The organism is Breoghania sp., assembly GCF_030066895.1.
GTDB lineage: Bacteria > Pseudomonadota > Alphaproteobacteria > Rhizobiales > Stappiaceae > Breoghania.
Genome location: NZ_JASJAV010000006.1, coordinates 20,227 through 35,336, shown reverse-complemented (window position 1 = coordinate 35,336; position 15,110 = coordinate 20,227). Strand labels below are relative to the sequence as shown.

13 protein-coding genes, 1 tRNA gene and 4 pseudogenes are annotated in these 15,110 nt (G+C 61.1%); 6 read left to right on the top strand and 12 right to left on the bottom strand.

The genetic code is table 11. The features are described 5' to 3' along the window. The first annotated feature begins 19 nt into the window (after positions 1–19). Positions 20–814: an aminotransferase class I/II-fold pyridoxal phosphate-dependent enzyme gene (locus QNJ43_RS08960; protein ID WP_300469233.1), complete on the top strand. Its 795-nt coding sequence runs from the start codon at positions 20–22 to the stop codon at positions 812–814. 65 nt (positions 815–879) lie between these two features. Here the strand turns inward: QNJ43_RS08960 and QNJ43_RS08955 are convergent, their stop codons facing one another. The 7 genes and pseudogenes from QNJ43_RS08955 to QNJ43_RS08925 all read right to left on the bottom strand — a co-directional run bounded on the left by QNJ43_RS08955 (position 880) and on the right by QNJ43_RS08925 (position 6,282). After that, complete coding sequence (locus QNJ43_RS08955) at positions 880–1,050, bottom strand: hypothetical protein (protein ID WP_300469231.1); 171 nt, start codon at positions 1,048–1,050, stop codon at positions 880–882. 479 nt (positions 1,051–1,529) lie between these two features. After that, positions 1,530–2,231: pseudogene (locus QNJ43_RS08950) on the bottom strand (SDR family NAD(P)-dependent oxidoreductase); the annotation flags it as partial. Positions 2,232–2,334: 103 nt separating this feature from the next. Then, positions 2,335–3,207 (bottom strand): amidohydrolase family protein, encoded by an 873-nt coding sequence (locus QNJ43_RS08945; RefSeq protein WP_300469229.1) that lies wholly within the window; start codon positions 3,205–3,207, stop codon positions 2,335–2,337. 161 nt (positions 3,208–3,368) lie between these two features. Beyond that, positions 3,369–3,518 carry a hypothetical protein gene (locus QNJ43_RS08940; RefSeq protein ID WP_300469226.1) on the bottom strand — a complete coding sequence of 50 codons (150 nt, stop codon included), beginning with the start codon at positions 3,516–3,518 and terminating at the stop codon, positions 3,369–3,371. 229 nt (positions 3,519–3,747) lie between these two features. Beyond that, positions 3,748–4,308 (bottom strand): glutathione S-transferase family protein, encoded by a 561-nt coding sequence (locus QNJ43_RS08935; protein WP_300469224.1) that lies wholly within the window; start codon positions 4,306–4,308, stop codon positions 3,748–3,750. Between the two features lie 107 nt (positions 4,309–4,415). After that, positions 4,416–5,393 (bottom strand): annotated as a pseudogene (locus QNJ43_RS08930) (TRAP transporter large permease subunit); the annotation flags it as partial. Positions 5,394–5,724: 331 nt separating this feature from the next. Beyond that, positions 5,725–6,282 (bottom strand): TRAP transporter small permease, encoded by a 558-nt coding sequence (locus QNJ43_RS08925; RefSeq protein WP_300469222.1) that lies wholly within the window; start codon positions 6,280–6,282, stop codon positions 5,725–5,727. A 63-nt stretch (positions 6,283–6,345) separates the two neighbouring features. Here QNJ43_RS08925 and QNJ43_RS08920 point away from each other — a divergent pair, with 63 nt between their 5' ends. Beyond that, a complete protein-coding gene (locus QNJ43_RS08920; RefSeq protein ID WP_300469220.1) occupies positions 6,346–6,612 on the top strand; it encodes a hypothetical protein in 267 nt (88 codons plus the stop codon). 199 nt (positions 6,613–6,811) lie between these two features. Here QNJ43_RS08920 and QNJ43_RS08915 read toward each other — a convergent pair whose 3' ends face one another. Beyond that, on the bottom strand, positions 6,812–7,378 hold the full coding sequence (locus tag QNJ43_RS08915; protein ID WP_300469218.1) for a hypothetical protein: 567 nt from the start codon (positions 7,376–7,378) through the stop codon (positions 6,812–6,814). A gap of 152 nt (positions 7,379–7,530) precedes the next feature. Then, on the bottom strand, positions 7,531–8,214 hold the full coding sequence (locus QNJ43_RS08910; RefSeq protein WP_300469215.1) for a LysR substrate-binding domain-containing protein: 684 nt from the start codon (positions 8,212–8,214) through the stop codon (positions 7,531–7,533). Here QNJ43_RS08910 and QNJ43_RS08905 point away from each other — a divergent pair. Continuing rightward, positions 8,200–8,430, top strand: a complete 231-nt coding sequence (locus QNJ43_RS08905; RefSeq protein WP_300469213.1) for a hypothetical protein — start codon at positions 8,200–8,202, stop codon at positions 8,428–8,430. The genes QNJ43_RS08910 and QNJ43_RS08905 overlap by 15 nt on opposite strands. Before the next feature lie 661 nt (positions 8,431–9,091). On the opposite strand, the gene QNJ43_RS08900 is transcribed toward QNJ43_RS08905, so the two are convergent. After that, a tRNA-Leu gene (locus QNJ43_RS08900) sits at positions 9,092–9,178 on the bottom strand. Between the two features lie 365 nt (positions 9,179–9,543). On the opposite strand from QNJ43_RS08900, the pseudogene QNJ43_RS08895 reads away from it, so the two are divergent. Further along, positions 9,544–10,521 (top strand): annotated as a pseudogene (locus QNJ43_RS08895) (complex I NDUFA9 subunit family protein). 136 nt (positions 10,522–10,657) lie between these two features. Here QNJ43_RS08895 and QNJ43_RS08890 read toward each other — a convergent pair. Next, positions 10,658–11,464 carry an undecaprenyl-diphosphate phosphatase gene (locus tag QNJ43_RS08890; RefSeq protein WP_300469210.1) on the bottom strand — a complete coding sequence of 269 codons (807 nt, stop codon included), beginning with the start codon at positions 11,462–11,464 and terminating at the stop codon, positions 10,658–10,660. A 248-nt stretch (positions 11,465–11,712) separates the two neighbouring features. On the opposite strand from QNJ43_RS08890, the gene QNJ43_RS08885 reads away from it, so the two are divergent. Then, positions 11,713–12,405: a glutathione S-transferase family protein gene (locus QNJ43_RS08885; protein WP_300469208.1), complete on the top strand. Its 693-nt coding sequence runs from the start codon at positions 11,713–11,715 to the stop codon at positions 12,403–12,405. A gap of 52 nt (positions 12,406–12,457) precedes the next feature. Further along, positions 12,458–13,595, top strand: a pseudogene (gene queG / locus QNJ43_RS08880) (tRNA epoxyqueuosine(34) reductase QueG). Positions 13,596–13,866: 271 nt separating this feature from the next. On the opposite strand, the gene QNJ43_RS08875 reads toward queG, so the two are convergent. Next, on the bottom strand, positions 13,867–15,072 hold the full coding sequence (locus tag QNJ43_RS08875; RefSeq protein ID WP_300469206.1) for an acyl-CoA dehydrogenase family protein: 1,206 nt from the start codon (positions 15,070–15,072) through the stop codon (positions 13,867–13,869). Positions 15,073–15,110: the final 38 nt, after the last annotated feature.

Below are 15,110 nucleotides of genomic sequence, written 5' to 3'. Positions count from 1 at the left end.
GGCTATGCCCGCGTTCCCGATGCCTTCTACGAGGCGCTGGCGAGCTGGTTCCAGCGTCGCCACGGTCTCACGATCGAGCCGCGAATGGGTGCTGTGCACGACGGGCGTCGTGCACACGATCTCGGCCATCCTGCGCGCGCTGACCAAACCCGGCGACAAGGTGATTGTCCAGACGCCGGTCTACAATTGCTTCTTCTCCTCGATCCGCAACATGGAATGCGAGGCTTTCGAGAACCCGTTGATCAACCGCGACGGTTACTTCGAAATGGATTTCGAGGATCTGGAACGCAAGGCGGCCGAACCGGATGCCTGTGTGCTGCTTCTGTGCAATCCGCACAATCCTGTCGGGCGGTCTTGGAGCGAGGAGGAACTGCGACGGCTCGGCGAGATTTGCTTTCGCCACGACGTGACCGTGATCAGCGACGAGATCCATTGCGACCTCGTCCATCCGGGGCACAAGCACTGCGCCTTTGCCGCGCTAGGGTCCGAATTCAATGTCCGCTCGATTACCTGCAATTCGGCGAGCAAGACGTTCAACATTGCCGGCCTGCAGCTTGCCAATATCGTCATCGCGGATCCCGATCTCAGGGCGCGCGTCGACAGGGCCCTGAACGTGCATGAGGTCTCGAACGTCAATCCGCTTGGGGTGGAGGCGACGATCGCCGCCTATAACGAAGGCGAACCCTGGCTGGAGGAGCTGAACGCCTATGTCCACGAGAATTATCTGACGGTCGCCGACTTCTTGGCCCATGAGCTGTCCCATCTGCATCTGATCGACCAGGAAGCGACCTATCTCGCCTGGATCGACTGTTGATCGCTGGGCAAGAGCTCGCAGGAGCTGGAGACGAAGGGACGGATTCGGATCAACACGGGCTCCGCCTACGGCACCGCGGGAGACGGGTTCATCCGCCTGAATATGGCGTGTCCGCGCAGCACGCTTCTCGACGGGCTGTCGCGATTGAAGACGGTTCTTGCCTGAACCTGACCGGAATGGGGAGCGATCCCCGTTCCGGCCGTTTTCTCGCCCCCGACGGGACGTGAACCCGGCATGACCTCTCCTTCTCACGCAGAGGCGGGATGCGTGTCGGAAATCCATGCGGCCTCGATATGACATCGAAATCCACAACATGCTTGAGGTTGCTCATTCATAGTTATTTTTAACTATATAATTTTTTATGAGATATTGAGAAAATTTTCGGTCTTTCTCATGGTTTGGCCGATCTAGTGATGCTGAATTTATTTCAGAAGGTGAATATGTCTTCTGGATCGGAATTATTTCTTCGCAGTTCTGCCTTATTTGAAGAAAATAATTGTATATATTGTATTTTGTCGGCTGTTCCGTCATTCTCGTTGGCGCGGCCATCAACATGTTTGTGTCCAAAGGCATTTCTCTACGATCCAGACTTTCATCCAGTCAGGGCTAGCTGCCGTGCCGGGGCAAAGCTAGTCGCCGGAGGACACGGCCTGGCAAATTACGTCCAGACGAGCGACGAGAAGAAAGGCGGAGCGCGGCCACGGCGGACGCCTGGCTATGGCTGGTCGCAGTGAGCCGTCATGCCGCTGTCGACGACGATTTCCGTGCCGGTGATGAAGCGCGCTTCGTCGGAGGCAAGGAACAGGGCTGCGTTGGCCGTGTCGCGACCGTCGCCCATGAAGCCGAGCGGGATGCGGGCAAGGCGCGTTTTCAGGAGTGCATCGACATCGCCCCCGGCACGCCGGGCTTCGACCATCGGCGTGTGCAACTGGCCGGGGACGACTGTGTTCACCCGCACGCCCTTGGTCGCATATTCGACGGCCACCACCTCGGAGAACTGGATCACGCCCGCCTTGGTCGCGGCATAGGCCGATTGCGTCGCTCCGGTCCAGCGCAGGCCGGAGGTGGAGGAGGTGTTGACGATGGCGCCCTTGCCCTTGGCTTCCATGATCGGCAGCACGTTCTTGCAGGTCAGGAAAACGCTCTTCAGGTTGAAGTCGATCTGCTTGTTCCAGATCTCCTCGCTCATTTCGACCGGCCCGCCCTTGGCCGAACCGCCGACATTGTTGATCAGGATATCGACCGTGCCGAAACGCGCGACGCAGGCCTTCGCCATGTCCGCAACCGCATCTCCGTCGGTGATGTCGCAGATATGGCCGACGATCTCTCCGCCGACGGCTTCCGTGCGCTCGTTGGTTTCCTTGAGCGCGTCGGGATTGAGATCGACTGCGAAGATTTTCGCGCCTTCCTCAGCGAACCGGACGGAGACCGCTCACCCATTCCCCCAACCGGGACCGACACAGCCGGCACCGGTGACGATGGCAACCTTGTCCTGAAGTCTTCCAGCCACGGGGCCCTCCTTACGCCTCGAACTTGTAGAAACGCAGCGGATTGTCGACCAGAAACGCCTGCTGCAATTCCACGGTCGGCGCGATCTCAGGGATCAGATCCATCAGATCTCCGTCATCGGGCGGATCTGCGCGGAAATTCGGGTGCGGCCAGTCCGTGCCCCACAGCACCCGGTCGGGATATTCATCGACCAGCTTGCGCGCGAAGGGCACAGCGTCGGCATAGGGCGGGTTCTGGCGGGAGGCGCGTTCGCAGCCTGAGACCTTGACCAGGATGTGATCGTTTTCCATCAGGCCGAGCAGTGCGTTGAACGGCGCCTGATCCATGCCGAGAGAGGCGTCGATGCGGCCGATATGATCGATCACAACCGGCACGCTCGCCTTCGCCAGTCCCGGCGCCTTTTCCGCGATCAGCTCGTTGTCCATGTGGATCTGCAGGTGCCAGCCGAAACGCCCCAGGCGGTCGGCGAGACGCAGAAACTCGTCCATCGAGGCGCCGCCGGTCAGGTGCGCCATGTAATTGAAGCGGATGCCGCGAAAGCCCATGTCGTGATGCCGAGCGATCTCGTCGTCTGAAACGTCGGCGGGCAGCAGGGCAATACCGAGATACTTGCAGGGACGAGCGGCAATCGCATCGGCGGAAACCGCATTGTCGAAGCCGTGGACGCCCGACTGCACCACGACACAGCGCTCGATGCCGATCATGTCGTGAAGCGCAAACAGTTTCTCCTTGGGCGCATCGCCCGGTTGCAGTTTGCTCTGCGCGGAGTAGGGGAAGCGCGCGGCCGTTCCGAAGACATGGCAATGGGTATCGCAGGCGTCCTTCGGCATGACGAAGGACGGTTTGCGCGGGGCAGGATGAAAGGTGATCGGAGCCGAGTTCAAGGCTGGCCTCATGTAAAAACGGTACGAATGCGCGATGGGAGCGGAAATCGCTATTCGAGTTCCGGAGCAAGTCCGTCGGGAGGCGGTATCTGGAACACGTTGATCGTCATGGAAATCAGCGTGTAGTAGCCGAGCAGTCCCGTCAGATCGACGACCGCGTCCTATCTGAGCACCTCGACAGCTTCGGCATAGATCTCGTCCGCTGCGGTGAAGACGGGCGTGCGGCCGGTGCGGATCGCTTCAACGATGTTCTGCGAAATCCCGGCCTTGAGCGCGATCTGCTTGTGGGCGGCCCACTCGAATTCCGACATCTAGACGCGGGCGGTCGCAAGGATCGCCAGTTCCGACAAGCGCTGGGGAAGACTGCTGTCGTATCGACAGTAGCGCCCCAGTGCCTGGGCTCTGTCGGCAAAGGTCGGGGCGGTTGAGCCAGACGGCCAGAGGGCCCCGCACGCGTCCGCGCGGGCCGAAGGCGATGTCCTCGTAGACTTCCCTTTGACGGGGGCTCAGATTTTCCTGGTCGAGAGGGGGGGATGCGGGTCATGTGTTTGCCTCGTCCGGTCGACGGGTGCGGTTGAAGGCAGGTTCGGCGGCTGCGAAATCCTCAAGCCAGGCCGCGATATCAAGAAAACGGCTGCGCCATTCCACCGACTTGCGCCAGTCGAGATAGCCGAGCGCGCAGGCCAGACTGATGGAGACGATGTCCGTCTTTTTCGGATCGGGCAGATCGGCACGGATGGCGGCAAACCCCCGGTCGACCTTGCCGCGCTGATGGCTCAGCCAGACCTCGGAGACCTGCTCCGGCTCGCGGAAGCGATGTTCGTAGATCATCAGGAGTGCCGCATCGCCGATACCGTCGGCCAGGGGCGCCCGGGACAGGGCAAGTGCCCGTTCCATCGGGTCGCGCGGAATGAGGATGTTCCGGCCCGTCCAGGCATCCAGAAACTCCAGGATGACCCGGCTGTCGTAAATCGCGGTGCCGTCTTCCAGCAGAAGGCACGGCATATTGCCGAGCGGGTTATGCAGCCGGAGCGTATCGTCCACGTCCCGGGTATCGGCGGGGACGATCTCGATACTTTTCGACAGTCCGAGAACATCCATTGCGATGCGCACTTTTCGCCCGAAGGGGGGACATCAGGGTCGAGCGCAGGATCCGCGGAACGAGATCCGGTTCGCTCCCGCGGGTCGGAGAAGCATTCAGGCTCATGTCAGTCCCTCACTTCATCGTCTGCGGCAGGAACAGAGCGATTTGCGGAAACAGACACAGCATAAGCAGCATCAGGAACCCGGCGAGCACATAGGGAATGAGCCCGCGGAACACGTCTTCCAGGCGCACGCGCCCTTCTGATGCCGCCTGCACGACAAAGCAGTTGATCCCCACCGGAGGCGTGACCGGCTCCTATCTCGACGAGCAGGACCACGAACACGCCGAACCAGATCGGATCGAAGCCGAGCTTCATCATCACCGGATGGGTGATCGGCAGCGTGATCGCCAGCAGGGCTGGGCCATCCATCATCATGCCGAGCACCAGATAGATGCCGACGATGATCAAGACCACGACCCAGCGGTTGACGTCGAGCGTCGTCAGAAAGGTGCCCAGCGTATTGGCGACACCGCTGAGGGCGAGGAACTTGGAGAACACCAGCGCGCAGATGATGATCGCGAAGATCATCGCCGAGGTGCGGATGGTATCGAGCATCGTTTCGCTTAGCCTGACGCCCTTGATCCCGCGCTGACGGATGATGGCGAGGATCAGCGTCAGGCCTGCGCCGATGTCGCCGGCTTCTGTCGGCGTGAAAATGCCGAGATAGAGGCCTGCGATGATGCACACGATCACGAGGACCAGCGGGTCCGCCAGCCGGAGAGAATAGACCTTCTCCTTGAAGGTCGCGTCCGTGTGGGCGGGCGGAGTCAGTTCCGGCTTGCGCAGAACGGTGATGTAGGTCGCCAGGCATAGGATGACCGCGAAGACCAGCCCCGGGATGATGCCGGCGATGAGCAGGCCGCCGATGCTGGAATCCGTCAGGATGCCGTAGACCACGACGAGCGCGCTCGGCGGGATCACGACCGTCGGCGTACCGGCAATCGCGATGGACGACGATGCGAAGCTCTTGTCGTATCCGCGCGCCAACATTTCCGGCAGAGCCAGCTTGGTGAAGACCGTCGCCTTGCCCACGCTCGATCCAAAGGCCGCCGCGACCGATGGTCGTGGAGATGGCTAGTCCGCCCTTGAGGTTCCCCAGCCATTTGCTGGTGACCTTGAACATATCCTCCCTGAGCCCGGCGCGCATGGCGAAGAAGCCCATCAGCAGGAACAGCGGAATGACGGAAAAATGGAAGCTGTGAGTGGTGTCGAAAAACACCGTGGAGAGCATGGCCGTGGCGCCCTTGACGCCGACGATTGCCGCAAGGCCCGCTGCGCCGACCGCGCCGAGGGCCGACCATGACGTTGACGCCGAGCAGGATGGCCGCAAACAGCGCGACGATGTCGACGAGGCCGATTTCAAGATCGGTCATTACAGGCCCAACTCCTCATGGTCCTTGGTGATGAGTATTTCGCGAACAAATCCGAGGACATACTGGATCGCGAGAAGCGTCAGGCCGAAGAAAACCACGAACTTGATGGGGTAGAGCGGGTAGCGAACGGTGCCCCACTGCTGCTCGTTGATGAGGTAAGACTTCATGGTGTAGCCCCAGGCGACTTGCGCGCACCAGGCAAAGAAGAGGGCTCCGGCGAGCAGCGCGAACAGGTTCGCAGCCTTGCGGAAACCGCGGGGCATGCGGTGGGTCAGCAGCACCACGCGGATATGGCCGCCTTCGAAATGCGTGAGCGCGAGCGACAGGAAGATCAGCACCGTCAGCATGGACTCGGTCAGCTCGAAGGCGCCCAGACCGGCGCGCTGAAAAAGAAGCGGGAGGTGGCGTTCGCGATCACCAGCAACATCATTGCGAAGGTGGTGAAACCCGCGATATGCCCGCACCAACGAAGAAATCTGCCGTAACCACGCCAGATTCTTTCGAACATAGATATCTGCGATGTCTCCGAAAATGACGGGGGCGTTGTCCGCCCCCAAGATCGATGGGGAGTGGAGAGACGGGGGCAGGAACCGCCCCCGAGCCCAATTCGGAGAGGGCGAGTGCTAGAAGCTCAGTTCCTTGACGATTTCAGCGCTCGGAACTCCGGCGGCGTTTGCACGGGAGATCCACTCCTTGCGCACGTTCTGGATACGCTCGTCGCTGATGACCGCGGTCAGTTCCTCTTTGGGGAACTTGATGACCTGAACGCCCTTTTCCGGCCATCCGGCGCGGACTTCGGCAATGATCTTGTCGAGTTCGTCGAAATAGGCCTTGGCGTCGTCCTTGCCGAGCTAATCGACGACGGCGCGCGTCTCATCGTCCATTGAATTGTAGGTGTCGAGGTTCATGGCGATCAGGTGGCCGAAGGAGGCCCCTCCAGCGGAATCTCGATATAGTATTGAGCCACTTCATCGTATTTCCAGCCATGCGCCAGAGCCGGGCCGATCGGGGTGCAATCGAGGATGTTTCGTTCCAGCCCTCGTAGGCTTCCGACGTCGCGATGGAAACCGGGGTTGCGCCCAGCGCTTACACCAGAGCCGGATAGGCAAAGCCATAGGTGCGGATCCGCTTGCCCTCGAGATCGGCGACCGAGTGGATCAGCGACGTGCACAGCAGGCCGTAGGATTCCAGCGGACGATAGCCGATGGCCTTCAGGTTCTGGCTGGTCAGCTCCTGATCGAACTGCGGGTATTTCTTGTGCCAGACTTCCATCAGCTCGGCTATTTCCATCGTCGACTTCGGCTGCGGAATGAAGAAGCCCACGGCGTTATTCAGCGGGAACTTGTCCGGGAAATAGGGCGTGACGATATCGCCGAAGTCGCCGACGCCTGCGGCGAGAGAATCCGGGATCTCGTGGGTCTTGGCAACGCTACCGCCCCAGAAGACTTCGATCTCGTGCTTACCGTCGGTGTGCTTCTTGAACTCGTCGACGAACCATTGCGTCGAGATCGACTGCGCATCACCGGCGCCTTGCGGCTTGAAGGTGATCCATTTGTAGGTGTCAGCGGCGGCTTCTGTCGTCCAGGCTGCTGCAAGCATGCCCAGTCCGAGAGCTGCGGATCCGAGGAACCCGCGGCGCGGAAGTCCAGTCATGTTTCCTCCCATGGCGCCTCTTTCAGCGCCCTGTATTCAGAATGGCAACCGGGCTTCCCTAACCCGATGCCGGAGACGAGCCCGATTGAAAAGATCGGGAGATATAATTCAAATATAATAGAAGAATATTTTTCATGCCTGAGCGGCATAGCTTACCTCCAGATGCCCGTCGAGATGAGCTCCTGGACCACGTCCTGGATAAGCTCCTCGATCACCGCCAGCATCATTTTCTGGATCTGGTCGGTGCGCATCGCCACGCAAAGCGTCCAGTTCATTTCCGGGTCGCGAATGGGGGCGGCTTCCAGCGCTCCGCGCTGCACGTCGGAAATGATCGCGCCGTAGGTCAGGATGGTGAACCCGTGCCCGTATCTGACCAGCGACTTCGTGTGCCCGATGCCGTCGGACCGGGTGATGATGTTCAGCGGAAGGTTGAGCTGTTCTGCGTGTTCGTCGATCAGGATGCGCAGGAAATTGGGACGGCTTGGCAGGATCAGCGGATAGCTGCTGGCCTCCGCAAGCGTGTATTCGGTCTTGTTGAGCTTTCCCTTCTTGCCGACGAGGCAAAGGCTTTCAACCAGAAGCTCGCTGATGCGGATGTCTTCCCGGGGCGTGGGGTCGTGCATCACGGCCACGCCGATTTCGTTGTTGCTCAGCTTCTGTTTCAGCTCGCCGCTGAAGCCCTCCACGAAGCGGAGTTCGATATCCGGATAGCGTTCCTTTGTCCGTTCCAGCAGTCGCGGTGCGATGAACTCGCCGGGGGTCGGCGGCATGTCGACGGAGACGACGCCTGCGGGTCGGCTGGCATAGAGGGTGACGTCGTCGTGGGTCTGTTGCACTTGATTGAAGATCAGGTAGGCGCGCCGGAGCAGAATCTCGCCGGCTTCCGTCAGTTCTGCGCCGCGGGCATTGCGGACGAAGAGCTGAACCTGGAGATCGTCCTCGAATTTCTTGACCTAGCGGCTGAGCGCGGGCTGGGCGATCCGGAGCCGGTTTGCCGCGCGCGTGAAGCTCTTCATCTTCGGCCACGCAGGCGAAATACCGCAACGCTCTGAATTCGACTTGCCAATCGCCGTTCATATCCGCCTCGGGCAGGGGGAACACCGGATGCAATCAATAGGTGGTCAGAACTGACGTCCTCAAGTCAATATTCAAAAAATGCCGAGCGATGTTATCGGGCAAGATGACGCAATTGTTTTCGTGTTTATCCTCAGCCGCAGCTGCAATGAAAATCATCAATCTGGATCGGAAAAGGGCAGAAGATCTGGGTGATCTTCTTTCGCAACTAAGAAGAAATGCAGTATCCGAGTTGCCTCTTGTCGACCGTGTCGCGAATCTGAATTGACTCCAGGCGTTGATCCGTCAGATGTATTCTTTACCAAGTGTCGCCGGAAGGCATGCGTGTCCGAAGCCCTGCCGAAATCTTCTGTTCGCCGATGACGCAATCGGCCTGTCGCCACGGTCTTGAACCGGTCAGCGGGCCGAGCGGAACTGTCTCTCGGCCATGACGAATCCTGGTTCGTTTTGAGTCGGATCCGATGCTGCGAATGCCGTCTCACTTTCAACGCCGCTACGACGTTGGGTACTCGGTGAAGGTGTTGGGGAGTACTGCAGATGAGGGACAGATCCTGACGGACCCCAGATACGAAAAAGCTCCGGAGAACAGAAGCTTTTCCGAGAATTTCCGACTGTGGCAGTCCGTCTGAAACCGGAATTTGGTGCCCAGGAGAGGACTCGAACCTCCACGCCCTCTCGAGCACTAGCACCTGAAGCTAGCGCGTCTACCAATTCCGCCACCTGGGCCGATGGCGACGATACATACGAACACCGCCGCGGCTTGTCAATCACTTCCAACGGGACAATCGTACCCTTTTCAACATCCTGTTTGAAAATGCCTCTTTCACCCCCGCGCGGCGCGCGGCATATGGCGTCAAGTCTCCTGCTTACTTCACAGATCGGCGTCGAGGCAGTATGAGGAATGTGGAAAACGCCGCGTGGTCGAAGTCTTTGTCCTGGCGCCGGAAAACAGTATTGGCGGGACCGTCCGGTCCCCCCTGCGGCGCCTAGGGGTAAAACGGGGACTTCGACAGCCGACAGACCGCCGGGAGGTACGGCGGCCGGGGCCGGTTTCGTGCGGCATGCGGTGGGCTGACAGCAAGGGAGTGATAATGACCACTCCGCTCAACGGCGAACTCGTGAAGGTATTTGGCGGCTCCGGTTTCCTGGGCCGCTATGTGGTTCGCGCGCTGGCAAAGCGTGGTTGGCGGGTGCGTGTGGCGGTGCGGCGTCCTGATCTCGCCTTCCATCTCCAGCCGCTCGACATTATCGGCCAGATTCACGCCGTCCAGGCGAATCTGCGCTATCCCCAGTCGCTCGACCATGCGGTCGCCGGGGCGGATGCGGTCGTAAATCTCGTCGGCATCCTTGCCGAAGGTGGTCGATAGACCTTCGATGCCGTCCAGGCCTTCGGCGCACGCGCCGTTGCCGAGGCCTGCCGCGATGCAGGCATCACCGACGTCGTCCATGTCTCCGCCATCGGGGCGGATGCAAATTCGCCCTCCGGCTACGCGCGTTCGAAGGCTGCGGGTGAAGCTGCGGTGCGCGAGGCTGTGCCGGAGGCGGTCATCATGCGGCCTTCCGTTCTGTTCGATCCCGAGGATGATTTCTTCAATCGCTTCGCCTCCATGGCGCGGATCTCGTCGTTCCTGCCGCTGATAGGCGGCGGCCAGACGAAATTCCAGCCGGTCTTCGTCGGCGATGTCGCCGAAGCGGTCGCCCGCGCGGTCGAGGGCGGGGCGGAAGCTGATGGCGTCTACGAGATCGGCGGTCCGCAGGTGAAGAGCTTCAAGGAATGCATGAAGCAGATGCTGGAGATCACGGCGCGCAAGCGGCTGCTGATCTCTCTGCCCTTCGGGTTTGCCCGGGCGATCGCGCGCGTCGCGCAGGTGCTGCCGAAGCCGCTCCTGACGGTCGATCAGGTTCGCCTGCTCGAGACGGACAATGTGGTGAGCGAAGAGGCCGTGAAGGCCGGGCATACGCTGGACGGGCTGGGCATCGCGCCGGTGACGATGGCGGCGATCCTGCTGACCTATCTCTGGCGCTTCCGCGTTCACGGCCAGTTCGATTCCGCCTATCACGCGAAATAGGCTGTCCCGATAGTCGGCGAGACCGGATCGCTCTGGCGCCCGAGGGGCTCCGTGATTCGGTTTCGTCTTTTTTGCGACATCTTTATGCGGCAGGGCCCGGCGGCCCTGCCGCATTTTATTTGCCGTCTACGCCCCGTCAGTCGAGCGCATAGAGACCGGCGAACCCGGCCAAGCCGACGATGATACGCCACCAGGCGAACAGCGAGAAGCTGTGGCGGGAGACGTAGTTGAGCAGCCAGCGCACGACGATGACTCCGGCGATGAACGCGGTGACGAAGCCGACCCCGATGATCGCCACATCGTCGAAGGTGATGGCGTGACGGTCCTTGAAGAGATCGAGGGCGAAGGCGCCGGCCATGGTCGGCATCGCCAGAAAGAAGGAGAATTCCGCCGCCGAGCGCTTGTCGGTTCCCATCAACAGGGCGCCGACGATGGTGGAGCCGGAGCGCGAGACGCCCGGAACCATCGCCAGGCACTGACACAGGCCGATGCCGAGATAGAGGCGCATCGGATACTGTGTGACATTATGGTAGCGTGGCTTGAGGTCGAACCGGTCGACCCACAGCAGGATGATCCCGCCGATCAGCAGCGTCGTGCAGATCAGCGCGGGTGATTCGAACAGCACTGTCTTGATGAAGTCATGGGCGAGAAAGCCGATGACCGCCGCGGGCATGAAGGCGACGAGGATCCCGGCGACGAAATAGCGGCTGCGCGGGTCACTCGGCAAAGATGTGGCCAGCCCCCACAGGCGGGTGAAATAGACCGACAGGATCGCCAGGATCGATCCGAGCTGGATAAGCATTTCGAAGGTCTTGCCGGGGTTTTCGAAGCCGATGAAATGACCGAGCAGCAGCAGATGGCCGGTTGAAGAGACGGGAATGAATTCGGTCAGGCCTTCGAGCGTGCCCAGCACGAGCGCTTCGAAGATGGTCTGTTGATCCATGGAGTTGCGGTCCGTTGATGACTGGAAAGAGACTGGAAGATGGGTGTGAGGGACGACGGACGGGTAAGCGTATCACGTTCGATGACGCCGCCGCGCCGGGATAGCCGGGATAAAGGTCCTGTGGGTTACGTGGGTCCTGCTGCAACGTTCGCACCGTCTTCAGGATCCGTTTACCGGTTTCGCGGAATGGGTAGGTTGGCAATCGATCTGCGGCCCAACAAACCGCGTCACGAGTATATGAAGCCCGCATGTTGATCGTATATCACCATCCTTTCTCACCCGCCTCGCGCTTTGTGCGTCTGATGTTGCACGAATATGGCGTCAATTTCGAGGCCTACCTCGAATTCCCCTGGCAGCGCCGCCGCGATTTCCTGTTGATCAATCCTGCCGGCACCGTGCCGGTGGTGGTGGAAAACGACGGCACGCTGGTCTGCGGCGCCGGCGTGATCATGGAATATCTCGACGAGACGCGCGGCTACATGATCCCGGAAAAGCGACTCATGCCGGACAATGCCGAACGCCGGGCGGAAGTGCGTCGGCTGGTCGACTGGTTCCTCGGGAAATTCGATCAGGAAGTGATCGGCCATTTCGTGCGCGAGAAGGTCTACAAGCTGGAAATGCCGAAATCGGCGGGCGGCGGCGAACCCGATTCGGCGGCGCTCAGGGCCGCGCGCAACAATATCCGCCATCACCTGCGCTATATCGGCTATCTGGCCGCCTCGCGCCGCTGGCTTGGCGGCGACCGGCTGAGCTTTGCCGACATCGCGGCGGCGGCGGAATTGTCGTGCGTCGATTATCTGGGCGAAGTGCCGTGGGATGAGGACGAAAACGCCAAAGCCTGGTATGCACGGGTGAAATCGCGACCGAGTTTCCGTGGGCTCCTTGCCGAAACGATCCCCGGCATGCGCCCGGCCGCGACCTATGTGGATCTGGATTTCTAGCAAACCGCGCCCTGAGTTGTGGTTGACGGGAGCGGTCGGAGGAGAGCACGGCGTGCGGCTGAAACGGACTATAGCCGAGCGGGCGGCAGCACTGGGCTTCGGTGCGTGCCGCATCACCTCTCCCGATGCGATTCCCGAGGCACCAGCGCGCCTTACCCGCTTTCTGCGCGACGGTCATCACGCCACGATGGTCTGGATGGCGGATACCGAGGAGCGCCGCGCCGCGCGCGCTGTGGCAGGAAGTTCGTTCCATCATCATGCTCGGCATGAATTACGGTCCCGACCGCGATCCGCTGGAAAATCTCAAGCGTCCGGAGGTTGGCTCGATCTCCGTCTACGCCCGCCACCACGATTATCACGAAGTTATCAAGGGCAAGCTGAAGACGCTGGCCGGTCAGATCGTCTCGCTGGCGAAAGAGGGTGATGCGGCGGACGAACAGGCCGACGTGAAGGTTTTCGTCGATACAGCACCCGTGATGGAAAAGCCGCTGGCCGGTGCCGCCGGTCTCGGCTGGCAGGGCAAGCACACGAACCTTGTTTCGCGCGAATTCGGCTCCTGGCTGTTTCTGGGCTCGATCTTCACCACGCTCGATCTGGAGCCGGGCGAGCCGGAGAGGGACCATTGCGGCTCGTGTCGGGCCTGCCTCGATGCCTGCCCGACCAGGGCCTTCCCTTCGCCCTATCGGCTCGATGCCGGGCACTGCATTTCCTATCTGACCATCGAGCACAAGGGTCCGATCCCGTATGAGTTTCGCGAGGTCATCGGCAACCGGATCTACGGGTGCGACGATTGCCTGGCCGCGTGTCCGTGGAACAAGTTCGCGGCAACCGCCCGCGAGGCGAAGCTTCAGGCCCGCGCGGATCTGGAAGCCCCACGTCTGGCGGAGCTCGCGGATCTGGATGACGCAGCTTTCCGCGCGCTTTTCTCCGGCTCCCCCGTCAAGCGCATCGGGCGCGATCGATTCATCCGCAATGTCCTGATCGCGATCGGAAATTCCGGCGATCCTACCCTGGCGGAAAAGGCGCGGGCGCTGCTTGATGACCCTTCTGCGGACGTGCGCGGGATGGCCGTCTGGGCGATGTTGCGATTAGTGTCCCTTGAAGAATTTAGTCGGCTAAGAAATGTGCTCGGCGCGGAAGAAACGGAGCCTTCTGTTCGCGAAGAATGGGCGCACGCGAATTCAGAGTGAGTTTCTCACTCCACGTCGCCGTTACGCCTTGCCCCCTCCTTCCGTCATTACCCGGCGAAGTCCGGGTAATGACGGAAGGAGAATGCACGGGCAAGCGGCAGAATGGAAAAGTCCGAGAGCCCCCGAAATCACCTCTCCCATGGGGAGAGGTCGGCGCGAATGCGCCGGGTGAGGGGCGGAGATATCTCCGTATCCTAGACAGTCCGATACCCCTCACCCCAACCCTCTCCCCATGGGAGAGGGAGTCGTCGCCGCAACCCGCAGCCGCGCTCTACCCCCAGCTCCAGTACCCGTCGCCTTCCTGCGCATGGAAGCGCGACAGCACCATCTTGTGCACCTCCGAAGCACCGTCGACGAGGCGGGCGCAGCGGGCGTAGCGGTACATCCATTCCAGCATCGTGTCTTTGGAATAGCCGCGCGCGCCGTTGAGCTGGATCGCGGTGTCGATCGCCTTGTGCAACGTATCTGCCACGTGGATCTTGGCGCGGGAAACTTCCTTGCGCGCCCGCTCGCCCTGATCGATTTTCCAGGCCGCGTGTATCACCAGAAGCCGCCCGATCTGGATCTTGTGCGCCACTTCGCCCAGCGCCAGATCGACGGATTCGCGTTCCGACAGTCGAAGGCCGAAACCCTCGCGTTTCGAGACGTAGGCTTGCGCAATCTCCGTCGCCCGCTTGGCCAGGCCGAGCCAGCGCATGCAATGGGTCAGCCGGGCAGGGCCGAGGCGGATCTGCGTCACCTTCAGTCCGTCGCCGATCTCCATCAGGCGGTCGCCGTCGGGAATTTCCAGTCCATCGAATTCCAGCTCGCAGACGCCGTCGTGCTCGTCCGGTCCCATGTTTTCGATCCGGCGTACAATCCGCCAGCCGGACTGGTTGCGGTGGAACAGGAAGGCGGTCAGGTGGCGGCGCTTCTCGTCCGGGTTGTCGTCGGTGCGCGCGATCAGGATGAAGTGTTTGGCGACTGCCGCCCCCGAAATGAACCACTTGTGACCGTAGATCTTCCAGACATCGCCGTGTCGTTCCGCCCGAGTCCCGATCATGCCGGGATCGGAGCCGCCGCCGGGGTGAAGTTCGGTAATGACGAAGGAGGAATTCACCTCGCCCGCCACGATGGGTTGCAGCCAGCGGGTCTTCTGGTCCTCGCGGGCCACCGTTTCCAGAAGCCAAATGTTGCCGTCATCGGGCGCCGCGCAATTGAAGACCGAGGGGCCGAAGACGCAGCGGTTGGTTTCCTCGTAAAAGGTGGCCTGACCGACCATGGAAAGTCCCAACCCACCGCGATCCTGCGGCATTTGCGGGGCCCACAGGCCCGCCTCGCGGGCCTTTGCGCGCATCTCGTCGCGAAGCGGCAGGCGTATGTTCTCGAATTCGTTGAAACTCGCCGGATCGGCTTCCAGCGGCAGGAGATGCTCGGTCACAAAAGTGCGCACCCGTGCGCGAAGCTCCTCGTGACGGGGATCGAGCGTGAAATCCATCGTGATCGTCCTTCAAGGAAAAGGCGGGGAGTGCGGGA

Excerpts from the sequence above, each read along its gene's own strand:
- QNJ43_RS08875 (WP_300469206.1), bottom strand. The coding sequence starts at position 15,072 with ATGGATTTCACGCTCGATCCCCGTCACGAGGAGCTTCGCGCACGGGTG.
- QNJ43_RS08960 (WP_300469233.1), top strand. The coding sequence starts at position 20 with ATGCCTTCTACGAGGCGCTGGCGAGCTGGTTCCAGCGTCGCCACGGTC.
- QNJ43_RS08890 (WP_300469210.1), bottom strand. The coding sequence starts at position 11,464 with ATGGATCAACAGACCATCTTCGAAGCGCTCGTGCTGGGCACGCTCGAA.
- QNJ43_RS08915 (WP_300469218.1), bottom strand. The coding sequence starts at position 7,378 with ATGACTGGACTTCCGCGCCGCGGGTTCCTCGGATCCGCAGCTCTCGGA.
- QNJ43_RS08885 (WP_300469208.1), top strand. The coding sequence starts at position 11,713 with ATGTTGATCGTATATCACCATCCTTTCTCACCCGCCTCGCGCTTTGTG.
- QNJ43_RS08940 (WP_300469226.1), bottom strand. The coding sequence starts at position 3,518 with ATGTCGGAATTCGAGTGGGCCGCCCACAAGCAGATCGCGCTCAAGGCC.
- QNJ43_RS08935 (WP_300469224.1), bottom strand. The coding sequence starts at position 4,308 with ATGGATGTTCTCGGACTGTCGAAAAGTATCGAGATCGTCCCCGCCGAT.
- QNJ43_RS08955 (WP_300469231.1), bottom strand. The coding sequence starts at position 1,050 with ATGCCGGGTTCACGTCCCGTCGGGGGCGAGAAAACGGCCGGAACGGGG.